The 13,965-nt window shown below is 71.8% G+C and carries 14 protein-coding genes; 7 read left to right on the forward strand and 7 right to left on the reverse strand.

Annotated features, from left to right (window positions below):
• Positions 1-20: 20 nt before the first annotated feature.
• Together ACIA77_RS29855 and ACIA77_RS29860 are read right to left on the reverse strand one after the other, a co-directional pair.
• Entirely contained in the window at positions 21-1,334 is a 1,314-nt protein-coding gene (locus ACIA77_RS29855) for an SWIM zinc finger family protein (RefSeq protein ID WP_395889316.1), read from the reverse strand.
• 169 nt (positions 1,335-1,503) lie between these two features.
• Positions 1,504-2,658, reverse strand: a complete 1,155-nt coding sequence (locus ACIA77_RS29860; RefSeq protein WP_395889317.1) for an NAD-dependent epimerase/dehydratase family protein — start codon at positions 2,656-2,658, stop codon at positions 1,504-1,506.
• A gap of 181 nt (positions 2,659-2,839) precedes the next feature.
• Here ACIA77_RS29860 and ACIA77_RS29865 point away from each other — a divergent pair, with 181 nt between their 5' ends.
• Positions 2,840-3,346 carry a GtrA family protein gene (locus ACIA77_RS29865; RefSeq protein ID WP_395889318.1) on the forward strand — a complete coding sequence of 169 codons (507 nt, stop codon included), beginning with the start codon at positions 2,840-2,842 and terminating at the stop codon, positions 3,344-3,346.
• Here the strand turns inward: ACIA77_RS29865 and ACIA77_RS29870 are convergent.
• Together ACIA77_RS29870 and ACIA77_RS29875 are read right to left on the reverse strand one after the other, a co-directional pair.
• Positions 3,276-5,450, reverse strand: coding sequence for a glycosyltransferase (locus tag ACIA77_RS29870; RefSeq protein WP_395889319.1), 2,175 nt, complete (start codon positions 5,448-5,450; stop codon positions 3,276-3,278). The two genes, ACIA77_RS29865 and ACIA77_RS29870, sit on opposite strands and share 71 nt — an antisense overlap.
• Complete coding sequence (locus tag ACIA77_RS29875) at positions 5,447-6,391, reverse strand: NAD-dependent epimerase/dehydratase family protein (protein WP_395889320.1); 945 nt, start codon at positions 6,389-6,391, stop codon at positions 5,447-5,449. Before ACIA77_RS29875 ends, ACIA77_RS29870 begins: the two co-directional genes overlap by 4 nt.
• A 271-nt stretch (positions 6,392-6,662) precedes the next feature.
• Here ACIA77_RS29875 and ACIA77_RS29880 point away from each other — a divergent pair, with 271 nt between their 5' ends.
• Genes ACIA77_RS29880 through ACIA77_RS29890 form a run of 3 tightly spaced genes read left to right on the forward strand, consistent with a single transcriptional unit; the run spans position 6,663 to position 8,837 of the window.
• The gene (locus tag ACIA77_RS29880; RefSeq protein ID WP_395889321.1) at positions 6,663-7,172 is read left to right on the forward strand and encodes an XRE family transcriptional regulator; all 510 of its coding nucleotides are present in this window, start codon (positions 6,663-6,665) and stop codon (positions 7,170-7,172) included.
• Between the two features lie 2 nt (positions 7,173-7,174).
• Positions 7,175-7,759 (forward strand): hypothetical protein, encoded by a 585-nt coding sequence (locus ACIA77_RS29885; RefSeq protein WP_395889322.1) that lies wholly within the window; start codon positions 7,175-7,177, stop codon positions 7,757-7,759.
• 7 nt (positions 7,760-7,766) lie between these two features.
• Positions 7,767-8,837: a hypothetical protein gene (locus ACIA77_RS29890; protein ID WP_395889323.1), complete on the forward strand. Its 1,071-nt coding sequence runs from the start codon at positions 7,767-7,769 to the stop codon at positions 8,835-8,837.
• On the opposite strand, the gene ACIA77_RS29895 is transcribed toward ACIA77_RS29890, so the two are convergent.
• The 3 genes from ACIA77_RS29895 to ACIA77_RS29905 form a co-directional block, all read right to left on the reverse strand.
• Positions 8,779-9,300 (reverse strand): 2'-5' RNA ligase family protein, encoded by a 522-nt coding sequence (locus ACIA77_RS29895; protein ID WP_395889324.1) that lies wholly within the window; start codon positions 9,298-9,300, stop codon positions 8,779-8,781. The genes ACIA77_RS29890 and ACIA77_RS29895 overlap by 59 nt on opposite strands.
• A 350-nt stretch (positions 9,301-9,650) precedes the next feature.
• Entirely contained in the window at positions 9,651-10,067 is a 417-nt protein-coding gene (locus tag ACIA77_RS29900; protein ID WP_395889325.1) for a nucleoside deaminase, read from the reverse strand.
• Entirely contained in the window at positions 10,064-10,921 is an 858-nt protein-coding gene (locus tag ACIA77_RS29905; protein ID WP_395889326.1) for an LLM class flavin-dependent oxidoreductase, read from the reverse strand. The genes ACIA77_RS29900 and ACIA77_RS29905 overlap by 4 nt, the downstream gene beginning before the upstream one ends.
• A 94-nt stretch (positions 10,922-11,015) precedes the next feature.
• On the opposite strand from ACIA77_RS29905, the gene ACIA77_RS29910 reads away from it, so the two are divergent.
• The 3 genes from ACIA77_RS29910 to ACIA77_RS29920 all read left to right on the forward strand — a co-directional run bounded on the left by ACIA77_RS29910 (position 11,016) and on the right by ACIA77_RS29920 (position 13,895).
• A complete protein-coding gene (locus ACIA77_RS29910; RefSeq protein ID WP_395889327.1) occupies positions 11,016-11,465 on the forward strand; it encodes an Lrp/AsnC family transcriptional regulator in 450 nt (149 codons plus the stop codon).
• Between the two features lie 71 nt (positions 11,466-11,536).
• Positions 11,537-12,259 carry an SRPBCC domain-containing protein gene (locus ACIA77_RS29915; RefSeq protein WP_395889328.1) on the forward strand — a complete coding sequence of 241 codons (723 nt, stop codon included), beginning with the start codon at positions 11,537-11,539 and terminating at the stop codon, positions 12,257-12,259.
• A 112-nt stretch (positions 12,260-12,371) separates the two neighbouring features.
• Positions 12,372-13,895, forward strand: coding sequence for a CehA/McbA family metallohydrolase (locus tag ACIA77_RS29920; protein WP_395889329.1), 1,524 nt, complete (start codon positions 12,372-12,374; stop codon positions 13,893-13,895).
• Positions 13,896-13,965: the final 70 nt, after the last annotated feature.

Raw genomic sequence — 13,965 nt, forward strand, 5'->3', positions numbered from 1 at the left:
GGGTGTCCAGGGGAGCACAGTCACAGGCGCACCACGCCGTTCTGGTGCCAGCACGTGAGGGGCCGCAGACCGGCGGAGGTGAGCTCCGCGGCGAGGGTCACGGGGTGGTCGGCGGCGAGGGCGAGCAGCGGCCAGGGATCGGCCGAGGGCAGCAGGGGCAGCGCGGCACCGTCCACATCGGACAGGGCCCAGCCGTCGGGGTGGCGGGCCGGGGTGAGGTCGGACAGGAGCACGGGCCAGCGGTCCAGCCACGGGTCCGCGGCGAGCGCGTCGGCGTGCTCGGCGAGGGCACCCGCGACGGTGTCACCGCGCGGAGCCGGGGTGGGCACGGCTTCGGTGCGGTCGGCGACGAGCGCCCGCAACGGCAGCGCTCCCGGGTAGAAGGCGAGCTCGCCGGGCATGACGTACCCGGGTGGCAGCGAGCTGTCGAGCGGCCGCCCGGGCGGGGCGAACGACAGCACGAGCGCCACGCGGCCGGAATTGCGCCCGCGCAACCAGGTGCGGCGGCTGCGCAGCTGGTCCTGCTCCTCGTCGACCGCTCCGGCCACGAGCCACTGATCGGCCACGCGCTCACCGGACTCCAGCACCTGCGCCGTGCCCGCCGGGAAGCCCACGCGCGAACGCACCGTGTCGGCCAGCTCGGCCGGCAGCTCGTCGAGCCGCCCCGCCGCCCCGGCGAGCACGTAGAGCAGCGCCAGTTCGGCCAGCAGTTCCCCCGGCCAGTCGCGGCCGCGGCCGATCAGACCCGACGCGCGCCGCAGACCGCTCGCCAGCCCCGGTGCCTGCGCGTCGACCATCCGCGCGGCGACCGCCCGCAGTTCGTCACCACCGCCCCGTTCGAACCCGGCGAACCCCGCACCGACGCGGTCGGTGAGCCACCCGCGCAACTCGGCCGCGCCCGCCGTGACGCGCGCGAGCCGTTCCTGCGCGCGCTTCGCCGCGGCTTCGAGGTCCTTCGGCCCGTCGGTGTTCCGGTCGGTGCGCGCCGCCCGCGCGGACCGCTCGTCGAGCCAGGTCCGCACGGGGCCGGGTTCGTCCGCGGAACCGGGCACCTGTCCCGCGGACCACAGCAGCAACAGGCCCAGCGCGTGTTTGCACGGGAACTTCCTGCTGGGACACGAACAGCGGAACGCGGGCCCGGCCAGCTCCACCGCCGTCTGGTACGGCTTCGCGCCGCTGCCCTGGCACGCACCCCACACCGCGCGCGCCGACGCGCCGGTGCGCGACCACTTCGCCGGCGCCGCGAGCCCGCGCCCGGCCTTGGCCGACGCCGGGTCCGGCGCGAGTCCCGCGACCCGCCCGGGGTCCCAGCGCGCTGCCACCTGTTCGGCCACGTTTTCCTTGCCGCTTCCGGTTTTCCGTCCCCTGGAGGGGCTGACCGGAAAAGCATCTCATCCGCCACCGACAGTTTCCGCCCGCACCACCACCCCGCTGAAAAAGCGCACAAAAACGCCGGGCCGCAAGCGTGCGGCCCGGCGTTTTCAGCGTGCGGGAGCGAGCGCGTCAGGACTTGATCGCACCGCGCCAGCGGACGGTCGGGCGCATGCGCTCGTCGTTCACGCGGTGCTTGTTCGAACCGACGATGTCGAACAGCGACTCGATGAGCGTGTCCGACAGCAGGTGCGGCTGCAGACCCAGCTCCACCAGGCCCGTGTGCTTCACGTTGTAGTAGTGCTCGGCCTGCTCCACCCGCGGGTTGTCCAGGTTCTCGATCTGGACCGGGCCCGGGAAGGTGTTCGCCACGATCTCGGCGATCTGGGCCACCGAGTAGCTCTCGGTCATCTGGTTGAACACGCGGAACTCGCCGCGGTCGGCCGGGTTCTCCACGGCGAGCCGGATGCACTCCACGGTGTCGCGGATGTCGAGCAGGCCACGGGTCTGCCCGCCCTTGCCGTAGACGGTCAGCGGCTGGCCCAGCACGGCCTGGATGACGAAGCGGTTGAGCACGGTGCCGAACACCGCGTCGTAGTCGAACCGGGTCGCCAGGCGCGGGTCGAGCGCGGTCTGCGGGGTCTGCTGGCCGTACACGACACCCTGGTTGAGGTCGGTGGCCCGCAGGTCCCAGATGCGGCACGCGAACTCGATGTTGTGGGAGTCGTGCACCTTCGAGAGGTGGTAGAAGGAACCCGGCTTCTTCGGGTAGAGCATGCGGTCCTTGCGGCCGTTGTGCTCGACCTCGAGCCAGCCCTCTTCGATGTCGATGTTGGGCGTGCCGTACTCGCCCATGGTGCCGAGCTTCACCAGGTGGATGTCCGGATTGAGCTCGGCGATCGCGTAGAGCACGTTGAGGTTGCCGACGACGTTGTTCTGCTGGGTGTAGACGGCGTGCTCGCGGTCGATCATCGAGTAGGGAGCGGACCGCTGCTCGGCGAAGTGCACGATCGCGTCGGGCGCGAAGTCGCGCACGGCCGAATAGGTGAACTCGGCGTCGCACAGGTCACCCTCGAACAGGGTGAGCTTCTTGCCCGAAACCTCCTCCCACGCCGCGACCCGGGTGGGCAGGTCTTCGATGGGGACGAGACTTTCGGCTTGGAGTTCTTCGTCGTACTTCCGACGGGCGTAGTTGTCCAGAACAGCCACTTCGTGGCCTTTGTCCGACAAGTGCAACGCCGTGGGCCAGCCGAGGTAGCCGTCACCGCCGAGAACCAGCACTCGCATTGAGGAGCCTTTCCGTATCGTTTACGCGACAAGCACGCTGATTCCTCTTTGTACATGACGCCTTGAACACGTCCGAACCTATCGACCAGGTGCTGATGATCACCTGGCAAGGAGCTGTGAATCTTCTGTGCGTCGGGGGGCCGGACGGCAGGCCGATCGGCCCGGGGGGAAACTGGGGTTCATGACGACGGTAACCAACCCGGTGAAACCTCGCACGACGGAGGAATCACCCCGGCCCCGGCGTCGCCTCGCCGGCAGGTTCTTCCGCGCCGCCACCAGTTCGGTCGCGGCGACCCTGCTCAGCCAGGCGGCGTTGCTCACGGTGCTCGCGCTCGGCGGCGCGCCGTGGCTGGCCAGTGCGTTCGCGTTCGCCGCGGGCGCCGTGCTGAACTTCTTCCTCACCCGCCGCTGGGTCTGGGGCCGGCGCGGCCGCCCCGAGGTGGGCCGCGAACTGCTGCCGTACGTCGTCGTCATCTCGCTCGGCGGGCTCGCTTCGGTGGGCTTGACCACGCTGACCGGCCACCTGCTCGCGCCGCTGAACCTCCCGCACCTCTGGTGGGTCGTGCTGATCGACGGAGCGTACGTGTTCAGTTACGCACTGGTGTTCGTGGTGAAGTTCACGATGCTCGACCGCTTCGTGTTCGCCCGCGGCGCAGCACGTACCCCCGCCACCACGTCCCTGTCATGACCCGCGCGTAGTTCGCGCCGTAGACGACGCTGCCGCCCTTCTTGCTCTTGCCGGCCTTGCGCAGCCGCATGCTCATCGGCCGCTCGAGCACCCGGGCGCCGCGCGCCGTGACCCCCAGCAGCAGTTCCGACGACTGGTACTGCGGTTCGTTGAGCGGGACCGCGCAAGCGAGTTCCGCGCGCATCGACCGGAAGCCGAACGACGTGTCGGTGATCTTCCGCCACGTGAGCACCGAAGCCAGCCACGCGAACACGCGCACGCCGACCCAGCGCATGCGGCTGTCGGCCTCTTCGTGGCCCAGCCGGCGCGATCCCGTGACGAAGTCGGCGGTGTCGTCGAGCAGCGGTGCGACCAGCTCGGCCATTTCGCTGTTGTCGTACTGACCGTCGCCGTCGGTGGTGACGACGTAGCGCGCGCCGCGCTCGGCCGCGAGGTGGTAACCGAGGCGCAAAGCCGCGCCCTGGCCCCGGTTCGCCGGCGCGACGCACACGTACGCGCCGTGTTTCTCGGCGATCGCCGCGGTGTCGTCAGTGCCGCCGTCGACGACCACGAGCACGTCGACCGGGAGGCCGAGGCATTCGTCGGGCATCTTCTCGAGCACCTGCCCGATGCCGCCCGCTTCGTTGTACGCCGCGATCACCACGGTCAGCTCGGACAGCTCGGCGCCCGGGTGCCGGTCGTCGAAGTCCTTGACGGCGCCGACGTCCGTCGCGTCCGGGTACGCGGCGAGGCGCCGCCGGCTGGCCGCGGTGAGCGTGGTGAAGCCGAGCGCCCCGGCCACCGGCAGCAGCACGAGCGCGGGCAACTGGTAGCGCCACGAGAATTCGAACACCGCCGACGCGAAGAGCAGGAACAGCCCGGTGCCGGCGGCGAAAAGCGCACCGCTGCGAGCCTTGTCGCGCGGTTTCTTGCGCCGCAGCACGGTGAACAGGCCCAGCAGCGCGAAGAAGCCGAGCACCGCACCCGGCACGAACCCGCCGCGGATCTGGTAGTCGCGCAGGAACGTGGCGATCGGCTCGTTCACGCTCGGGTTCACGCCGTCGTACTGCTGCGTGATCATCGCGATGTCGGGTGGTTCGTTCCACTCCGGGTACGTCTGCTGGAACTGCCAGCGGTCGATCGGCACGTCGTTGATCGCCGTGGCGCGGGTGAACTGGAAGCTCTTCCAGAAGTCGCCCAGGATCGCCTTCGCGACGTCCCACCACTGCGCCTTCAGCACGGCCACCGAGAACTCGTGCGCCAGCGCGGTCCGGTCGGCGCCGGGCGGCAGCGGGCCGGGCCACGCCGGGTCGAGGTCGGCGTGCGTGTAGTTGTCGACGAGCCGCAGCGGCTGCGGTTCGACGGGGCAGAACACCTGCAGCTCGGGGGAGAGGTGCAGGTTCGCGCAGTCCGCGACGGCCGCGGTGCGCCCGTAGAGCATGCTGCCCGACGGGCCGGTGAGGCCCCACTTCCCGGTCTGCGCCTTGACTTCCGCCGCGTAGGGCACGATGACTACGAGCATCGCGAGCACGCCGATGCCGGCGTTGCGCCAGCCGCGCCACGTGCGCCACGCGCTGCCCGCGCTGAGCACGTACAGCAGGAACGGCACCGCGAGCGCGACCCCGATCAGCCGCACCAGCACGGCGAAGCCGACCACCAACCCCGCGAGCGCGATCCGCCGCCAGTTCGGCGCGCCCTTCGCCAGCAGGATCCACAGCAGCCCGAGCAGCAGCGCCTCGAAGAGGACCTCGGACATGATGTTCTGCTCGATCTGCAGCTGGTACGCGTCGAGCAGGATCGGCGCCGTCGCCAGCGCCGAGACCCACCGGCGCGCGCCGAGGCGCCGGGCGAGCGCGTAGATCCCCACCGCGATGGCCAGCCCGCCGACGTGCTGCACGGCCGCCACCCACGAAAGCCCGCCCACGGCCAGCAACGGCCGCAGGACCAGGTCGTAACCGATGGGGTTGAGCTGGTCGGCGCGCAGCGCGTGCAGGTTGTCGAGGTAGCGGTACGAGTCGATGTACAGCAGGGCCGGCCGGTAGGCCACCCAGGTGAGGACCCGCAGTGCGGTACCCGCGACGAGCAGCACGAGCAGGAACGCGTGGCGGCGGAGGAACAAGCTCACGGGGTCGCTTTCAGGTCCAGATCCGAGAAGTACTTCCAGGCGGTGGCGAGGCCGTCGGCGAGCGAGATCGCCGGGGTGAAGCCGATCGTCGCGGCGCTCGCCGACACGTCGACGACGACCGCGGGCATCTCGCCCTGGGGCGCGGGCACGTGCTCCACGGGCAGCTCGGCGCCTGTCACCTCGCGCACGGTCTGGACCATCTCGAGCACGGACACCGAGTGGCCCGCGCCCACGATCGCCCGGCCGCAGTAACCGCTTTCGAGCGCCAGCGCGATCGCGCGCACCACGTCGTCCACGTGCACGAGGTCGCGACGCTGCTCGCCGGTGCCGTACACGCGCACGCCTTCGCCGGCCATCGCGGCGCGCATCATGCGCGGCACGAAGCTGTCCTTGTGCGACATGCCGGGGCCGTAGACGTTGGTGAACCGCAGGGCGCACGTGGTCATGCCGTAGGCGCCGGAGTAACCCGACAGCAGCATCTCGCACGCGGCTTTCGTGGCGCCGTAAGGCGTGAGCGGCCGGGTGGGCAGGTCCAGGGTGATGGTGGCCGTGCCGACGTCGCCGATCACGGCGTTGGTCGAGGCCAGCACGAAGGTCTGCACCTCGCGCTGCCGCGCGAGCTCCAGCAGCCCGTGCGTCACCGCGACGTTCTCCTGGTAGGTGTCTTCGGGCAGCTCGACCGACTTCAGCACCGACGTGAGCGCGGCGAGGTGGACGATGGCGCCCGTACCCGGAGTGACGGCGGCTTCGCGCACGCCGGCGTCGCGCAGGTCGCCCGTGACCACGCGCACACCGTCGTCTTCGGTCGCGAACGGCACGCGATCCACGACGGTGACGGGGTAGCCGCGTTCACGCAGCTCGCGGACGGCCGCGCGGCCGATGAAGCCGCTGCCACCGGTGACGACGACAGGTGTCCTTTCAGGACCGTTCTCCAGCACCATGGCGCACAACCTACCTCCGCAGCCTGTGAGCACGGACAGCGGACGAGGGCCGCTGCGGCGGCGCGCGGGTGATCGCTCCCGGGATGTCCGGTAGGTCCGCCCCCGCCCGCGGCGCCCGTGTGTGGCCACCCCCAGTGACCACACACGGGCGCCCGTCCCGTTTTCGCGACATCCCTCGGGTCGGAGTGTATCGTTGACGGGACGGTTGATGTCAAGTTTTCGTGACAGCTATGCTCGGGGCTGTCACGAGCGGAGAACGGTTGGGGGCCAGATGACCGGGACGCCGGACACACCGGACACGACGGATGCCGCGGACACTGCGGACACTGTGGACACTGCGAGCACGGCAGCCGAGGAGACCAGCTTCGCCGAGCGGCTGGCGCACCTCATCGCCACCGTGCACCCGCCGGACCGCAAGCCCTACTCCTACCGCGAGATCGCGCAGGGCGTGGCGGACCTGACCGGGGTGAGCATGTCGGCCACCCACGTGCAGCAGCTCGCCGTGGGCGCCCGGCGCGACCCGAAACGTTCGCACATCCAAGCGCTGGCGCGCTTCTTCGGCGTGCCCGTGACCTACTTCTTCGACGACGACGTGGCCGAGCGCGTCGACGGGCAGATCGCCGACGTCGTCGCGTGGCGCGACACCGAAGCCCGCAACCTCGCCGAACGCGCGATGCGGCTCTCGGAGCGCGACCGGGAGACGGTTTCGGCGCTGGTGGACCAGCTCAACAGCTACGACGCCGGGCGCGACCGCGGCCGCCGCGGGCGCAAACCCGAGTAGCTATGCTGATCTTCGCCGGGGCACCGCGGTGCACCCGGCTGGTCCAGCCGCCGAGCGCACCGGGAGGGGTCATCGACCCGAGCCTGCGAGCGCGCGCCCGCACCCGCGTGCGCGACCTGCTGCGCGACGTACCGCCGCCGCGCCCGTGGTCGATGAACGCGTGGATCGACCGGCTGGAGCGCCGCCGCGGCCGGGACATCGACCTGGTGGCCGTGCAGTACGCACCCGGCCGGCCCTCGGGCGCGTGGCAGCGGCGCGAGGACTACGACCTGATCGCGTACACGGCCGGCACCTCGCCGATGCACCAGGACCACATCATCGCCCACGAGATCGGGCACCTGCTGTGCGAGCACCGCGGGGTGTGCCTGATGGCGGACGCGGAGGCGGCCGCGCTGGCGCCCGACCTCAGCGCCCACACGCTGTCGCACCTGCTCACGCGCGTGACGACCGACGCGGACGAGTGCGAGGCGGAACTCACGGCCGTGCTGCTGATGAGCGCCGCGACGGCCGAGGCCGAACCGCTGAAACCCGGCGCGTCCGGACGCTCGGCCGAGCGCGCGCGGCGGCTCGCGTCGCTGCTCGGGTAGCCGCCGGATGATCGACGCGCTGTTCTTCGGGGTCGGGCTCGTCGCCGTCGCCGCCGGGGTCTGGCGGGCCGTGCGGGCCCGGCGCACCGGCGCGGGCGCGGGCCTCGCGACGAGCCTGATCGCGCTCGGCGTCGCGCTGTTCCTGCTGGCCGACAGCGCGCAGGCGGTCGAGAGCCGGCTCTACCCGAGCCTCGGGCGGCTGCTGTCGAACCTCGCGACGATGGTGGCCGCGTACGGCATCGAGGTGACGGTCGCGGAGATCGGCGGGGTCGCGGACCGGCGGCGGCGCAGCCGGCTCACGGCGCTGGCGGTGGCGCTCGTCGTGCTCGTGGCGGCGTTCTTCTCGACGCGCGGGCTGCCGACAGGCATCGGCCTGTTCGACGAGCTGTACCGGACCAATCCGACGCTGGTCGCCTACATCGCCGTGTACACGCTGTACCTCGGCTTCGCGGTGGTGGACATCGCGATCGTGTCGGCCGGGGCGGTGCGGGCGGGCGCCGGTGCGCTGCGGGCCGGGCTCGGGGTGGTGCTCGTGGCCTGCGTGTTCGCGCTGGCGTACCTGGTGGGCAAGGTCGTGGACCTCGTCGCCGACGTCACCGCCGAGCACCCGGTGGCCCGCGTCTGCCGCGGCGCGTTCTCGACGGTGGACTGCGCGCTGAGCGTCGGGTTCCCGGCGCTCTCGGTGCTGCTGATCGTCGTCGGGCTGACGCTGCCCGCTCTACCGGCGGCAGGCCGCGCGGTGCGGGACGCCCGGACCCGCCGCGAGCTGCGGCCACTGCGCGAGCACGTCGTCGCGCGCTTCCCCGACGTCGTCCGCCTCGGCCGCGCCGGCGCGACCGGGCGGGAGCGGCTGCTGACGACGATGAGCGAGATCAACGACGGCCTGCTGCTCGCCGGCATCCCGCCCTCGACGCCCGCGGCCGCGGCCGCCCAGGTCCTCGCGGGGGCCGCGCCCGCGGCGACCGCCGAAGAAGTCCCGGCCGACACCGCGTTCGCGGCGGACGTGGCGCGGCTGCGGGCTATCGCGCGGGCGGTGCGAGGGGCGCGGTCAGGCGGAGCTGCCAGCCCTGTTCGGTGAGCACGACCAGGTGCAGCCCCTCGGCGCGGCCGGTCAGGGGGAGCAGGGCCCGGGTGCGCTCCGCCACCTCGGCGTTCTCCGTGTCCGACCCACCCAGCGCGACGGAGACGTGGGCGGGCGGGTGCGGCCCGAACCGCCCGCCGTAGGGAAGGACGTCCGGCCAGCGATCACACGCCGCGTCAGCCAGGGGCTGCAGTGCGGGCGCCGCGACGGCGACGAACCCGCCCGTGACGACCAGGTCGGTGAGCGGCACGTCGGTGACCTCGTGGCGCGCGGCCAGTTCGGTCACCGCCGCGTCCACGCTGTCGTCGAGGCGCTCGCCGGGCAGGAACGGGTACAACGCCGTCACGTGCGGCGGCAAGCCCGGCCGTACCAGGCCCGGGTTCACCGCCGCGGCCGCCTCCAGCAACCCCGCCGCGGCGGGGAGTTCGACCACGAGCGCACTGGTTCCGATCACGGGCACGAGATGATCGTCTCGCACCCGCTGATCGCCGCGCATCCGGCCCGGTTGCTTCCCCCGCCGGAATTGAGGCTAACCTCAGTTCCGCACTCGCTCGAATGGGAACCCTAAGTCTTTCCCAAGTTTTCCGCCGTATTCCCGGCTCGGATCTACACTCGGTGGATGAAGATCGTCCTATGGACCGCATTGTGCGGATTGTGTGCCGTCGCCGGCCACGTGCTCCTGGGCGTCGTGGCGGTTTCCCTGCTCCTGGCCTGTGTTCCGGTTCGCCGGGAGGCCGGCCGGGGTGCGCCGGAAAGAGAATTGATCACCACTCGCGGCTGATATTCTCCGTGGTGTCGCCGAAATGAAATTCAGCGGTAATAACCGTCGACGGGAACCCTGGCTTCGTCGAACAGAGCCGGGCCCTGCAGTGCGAAACCGACGGCCGTGACGGGGGGTTTGAGGCCGTTCAGCTGTTCCGTCGACAACGCGTAGACCACCATGCCCAGTCCGGAGCGCTCGATCGCGCCCGTGCACATCCCGCACGGCTGGCAGCTCGTGTACATCGTCGTCGTCGCGGCCTGCTCGGGGGTCAGCTCGCGCGCCGCCCAGCGCGCGAGCTTGAGCTCCGGGTGCGCCGAGATGTCGCGGTCGGTGATCGTCGTGTTCCACTCCTCCACCAGCACCCGCCCGTCGGCGGTGGCCAGCAGCGAGCCGAACGGCGGGTTGCCGCTCGCGCGCCCCGTGGCGGCCAGCTCGATGGCACGGCGGAGCAGAGCCTCGATCATCGTGGTCCCCTTTCGCGGGAAAGCTGTGTCCAGGCGTCCGCGACGGCCGCGAGCGCCCGCCAGGCCGCCGACGGCCGCCGGGTCTCCTCAGGGTCTCCCGAGAACGGGTCGAGCACCACGTCTGCGGCGCCCATGGACCGCAACTCCGCCAGATCGCCCACGACCTGCTCGACGGTGCCTTCGCCCATGCGGCGGTCGGCCGGTGGTTCGCCGGTGATCCGCAGCAGGATCCGCGGGGCGAACGCCGGCGCCGGTTTGCCCGCCGCCTCGGCGTGCTCCCGCAGCTTCGGCAGTGTTTCGCGCAGCCACGCCGGCCGGAACCGCAGCGGGTGCCACGCGTCGCCGAACCGCACGGCCCGGCGCAGCGCCGCGTCGCTCGTGCCGCCGACCCACACGGGCACGCCACCGGCGCGGTAATCGCCCTCGTCGGCCCACGCCGCGCGGATGACGCCCAGGTACTCGTCCGTGAGCGCGCCCCGGCGCTCGAACGGCACGCCCAGCGCGGCGAACTCCGCACGCGCCCAGCCGACCCCGACGCCGAGCACGAACCGCCCGCCGCTGAGGTCCGCGAGGTTCGCCGCCATCCGCGCGGTCACCAGCGGGTGCCGGTAGGGGACGATCAGCACGGTCGTGCCCAGCCGCACCCGGCTCGTCGCGCCCGCCAGCCACGCCAGCGTGGTGAACGGCTCGTAGAACGGCGCCGGGTACTGCCCGGCGACGTCGTCGGTGATCACGAGGTGGTCCGACACCATCAGCAGGTCGTAGCCGAGGCCCTCGCTCGTCTGCGCCCACGCCCGCACCACACCGGGGTCGGTGCCGGGGCCGAAGTTGGGGATGTTCACGCCGAGTCGCACGAAGGCAACGCTATCGGCGCGGACGGTGTCCGGTGAAGGGATTCCTCCCGGCAGATCGGCCCCTTCACCGTGGATCCGCCGGTAGATTGCCCGGATGGCCGAGACTCTCGACGACTCCGACTGGGCGATCCTGGCCGAGCTCCAGACGGACGGCCGGCTGCCGCTCACCGAACTCGGCAAGCGCGTGAGCCTCAGCGCTTCGGCGGCCACTGAACGCGTGCGCCGGCTCGAGGCACTCGGCGTGATCACCGGGTACCGGGCCGAGGTGGATCTGGGCAAGGCCGGGTACGCCGTGCTCGCCGTGGTGCGCCTGAAGTTCCCCGGAAACCGGCACGAGCCGCTGCACACGCTGCTCGCCGAGCGCACCGAACTGCTCGAATGCCTGCGCACCACGGGCGACGACTGCTACCCGCTCAAGGTAGCCGCCACGGCCATGGCGCACCTGGAACAGCTGATGGGCGAGCTGGCGCAGTTCGGCGGCACGACCACGAACGTCGTCTACAGCCGGCCGCTGCCGTACCGGGGCCCGCGCAAACCCGCCTGAATGAGGTGTCGAATCCGGCCGGGCTCGTTCGACGCGTCTTCGGAAGGGCCGAAGCGACCGAAGGAGCCGACGTGGGCCGGGAAATCGAAGTGACTTGGGACGGCGTGCTGGCCGGCAGCCCGGAGCAGGTGTGGGACGCGTTCACCAACCGCACCGGCGGCTGGCTGTGGCCGATCACGTACGAACCGCGCCGCGGCGGCGCCGAGCGGGGCCTGACGCCGGCGGGCGGGACCGTGCTCGAATGGGACCCCGCGCGGCGGTTCGTGACGCGCGCCGAGCAGGCCGACGGGTGGTTCAACCAGCTCGGCTACGACCTGGAGCCCGTGCGCGCCGGCACGCGGCTGCACTACACGCACCGCACGGTGCTCGGCGACGACCACGAGGTGCAGCTTGATTCGTGCCTGCACCACACGAAGTTCTACTACCACTCGCTCACCGAATACGTCCGCTGCTTCGCCGGCCGTGACGCGGCGTACGTCTCGGCGCAGGCGCCGGCGTCGTCCGCCGACGGGGGCTTCGACGCGGTGTGCCGCGCGCTCGGTGCCGGGGACGCGGGCGTCGGTGCGCAGGTGGTCGCGAAGGGACCGGTGACACTGGCCGGTGTGGTCGACTACCGCACCGACCGGCTCCTCGGGATCCGCACGGACAGCGCGCTGTTCCGCGTCTACGGCCGGGACGCCTGGGGCTGGCCGGTCGCCGTCGCGGTGCACGACTTCGCGGCCGGCGCCGGGGGCACCGAAGAGGACTGGACCACCTGGCTGGCCGGGGTTTTCGGCTCCGCGGCGGGAGCCTGAGCGGGCGGACGAGCGTCCGATCCGGCCGCCGAGTGTTCATCCGCGCGTCGTTGATGGTCCGGCGCGGCCTCGCCTAGCGTCGGGCCGAATTCGGACCTATGCGGAGGTACGCATGCCCACTGGGGATCTCAGCCGGCGTAACTTGTTGCGCGTGAGCGGTGTCGTGGCGGCGGGAGCGGCGATGGGCATGCTGCCCGGCGTCGCGTTCGCGGCTCCCGCACCCGGCACGTCGCAGCAGACCAAGACGGTCACGGGCACCTTCAAGCCTGACGTGCCGGACTGGTACTACCTGCCGGTCGACGTGCCGCGCGGGGTCAAGCAGATCGACGTGGTGTACTCCTACGACAGACCGGCCGTGCCGGCCGGGACGCGTGGGAACGCCTGCGACATCGGCATGTTCGGGCCGGAGGGCCACGACCTCGGCAACAGCCGCGGCTTCCGCGGCTGGTCCGGCGGGTTCCGCGACCGCTTCTCGATCAGTGCGTCGGAGGCCACGCCCGGCTACGTCGCCGGCCCGATCAAGCAGGGCCGCTGGCACGTGATCCTCGGTCCGTACACCGTGGCGCCGCAGGGCATGAACTACCGCGTCGACATCACGCTCACGTTCGGCCCGGACGACGCGCCGTTCAAGCCGAACCCGGCGCCGGAAACCGCCCCGGCCCGCCAGCGCGGCCAGTCGTGGTACCGCGGCGACTGCCACCTGCACACCGTCCACTCCGACGGCAGGCGCACGCCGGACCAGCTCGTCGCCGACGCGCGCGCGGCCGGTCTCGACTTCATCGTCTCCACCGACCACAACACCAAGAGCTCGCAGCTCATCTGGGGCGACTACGCCACCGACGACCTGCTGATCCTCAACGGCGAAGAGGTCACCACGCGCTCGGGCCACTGGCCCGCGATCGGCCTGCCCGCCGGTACCTGGATCGACTGGCGCTACCGCGCGGCGGACGCGGCGGACTTCCGGCGGTTCACCGACCAGGTGCACCGCGCCGGCGGCCTCGTCACCGCGGCCCACCCGTTCGCGAACTGCTTCGGCTGCACCTACGAGTTCGCGTACGAGATCGCGGACCTCGTCGAGGTGTGGAACGGCCCGTGGACGGCCGACGACGAGGCCAGCGTCACGCACTGGGACGGCCTGCTGCGCGGCGGCCGCTGGATCCCCGCGATCGGCGACTCGGACGCGCACAACCCGGACCAGGTCGTGGCCCTGCCGCACACCGTGGTGCAGGCGAAGAGCCTGGGCCGCGCCGACCTGCTGGCGGGGCTCAAGGCCGGCCGCAGCTGGCTGGCCGAGTCGAAGGACGTGAACCTCGAGTTCGGTGTGTCCGGCGGCGGCCGCAGCGCCGGCATCGGCGAGCGGCTCACCGCGGGCACCGGCACCCCGGTCATGGTCAGCGCGACCGTCGCCGGCGCCCCGGGCACCACGGTCACGTTCCTGGACCAGCTCGGCCCCGAGCACACCGAGACCGTGCCCGCGAGCGGTACCGCGACCGTGACGTGGACCACCTACCCGCGGTACAGCCGGTGGGTCCGCGTCGAGGTGCGCCGCCCGTCGGGTGGCCCCAACACCACCACACCGAACGCCATGGTGGCGATGTCCAACCCGATCTTCCTGGGCGCCGCCGACGGCAAGTGACGCCGGCCGTCCTCCTTCACCCACACGCTCACCAAACCTGCCCTCCGGGCAGAATTGTCCGGAGAGCTGA

Origin of the sequence: Amycolatopsis sp. NPDC051903, assembly GCF_044452505.1 — a bacterium.
Taxonomy (GTDB): Bacteria; Actinomycetota; Actinomycetes; order Mycobacteriales; family Pseudonocardiaceae; genus Amycolatopsis.

What these genes read in the sequence shown, in the direction of transcription:
- ACIA77_RS29860 (WP_395889317.1), bottom strand. Translation starts at nt 2,658, where the DNA reads ATGCGAGTGCTGGTTCTCGGCGGTGACGGCTACCTCGGCTGGCCCACG.
- ACIA77_RS29865 (WP_395889318.1), top strand. Translation starts at nt 2,840, where the DNA reads ATGACGACGGTAACCAACCCGGTGAAACCTCGCACGACGGAGGAATCA.
- ACIA77_RS29875 (WP_395889320.1), bottom strand. Translation starts at nt 6,391, where the DNA reads ATGGTGCTGGAGAACGGTCCTGAAAGGACACCTGTCGTCGTCACCGGT.
- ACIA77_RS29880 (WP_395889321.1), top strand. Translation starts at nt 6,663, where the DNA reads ATGACCGGGACGCCGGACACACCGGACACGACGGATGCCGCGGACACT.
- ACIA77_RS29885 (WP_395889322.1), top strand. Translation starts at nt 7,175, where the DNA reads ATGCTGATCTTCGCCGGGGCACCGCGGTGCACCCGGCTGGTCCAGCCG.
- ACIA77_RS29890 (WP_395889323.1), top strand. Translation starts at nt 7,767, where the DNA reads ATGATCGACGCGCTGTTCTTCGGGGTCGGGCTCGTCGCCGTCGCCGCC.
- ACIA77_RS29900 (WP_395889325.1), bottom strand. Translation starts at nt 10,067, where the DNA reads ATGATCGAGGCTCTGCTCCGCCGTGCCATCGAGCTGGCCGCCACGGGG.
- ACIA77_RS29910 (WP_395889327.1), top strand. Translation starts at nt 11,016, where the DNA reads ATGGCCGAGACTCTCGACGACTCCGACTGGGCGATCCTGGCCGAGCTC.
- ACIA77_RS29920 (WP_395889329.1), top strand. Translation starts at nt 12,372, where the DNA reads ATGCCCACTGGGGATCTCAGCCGGCGTAACTTGTTGCGCGTGAGCGGT.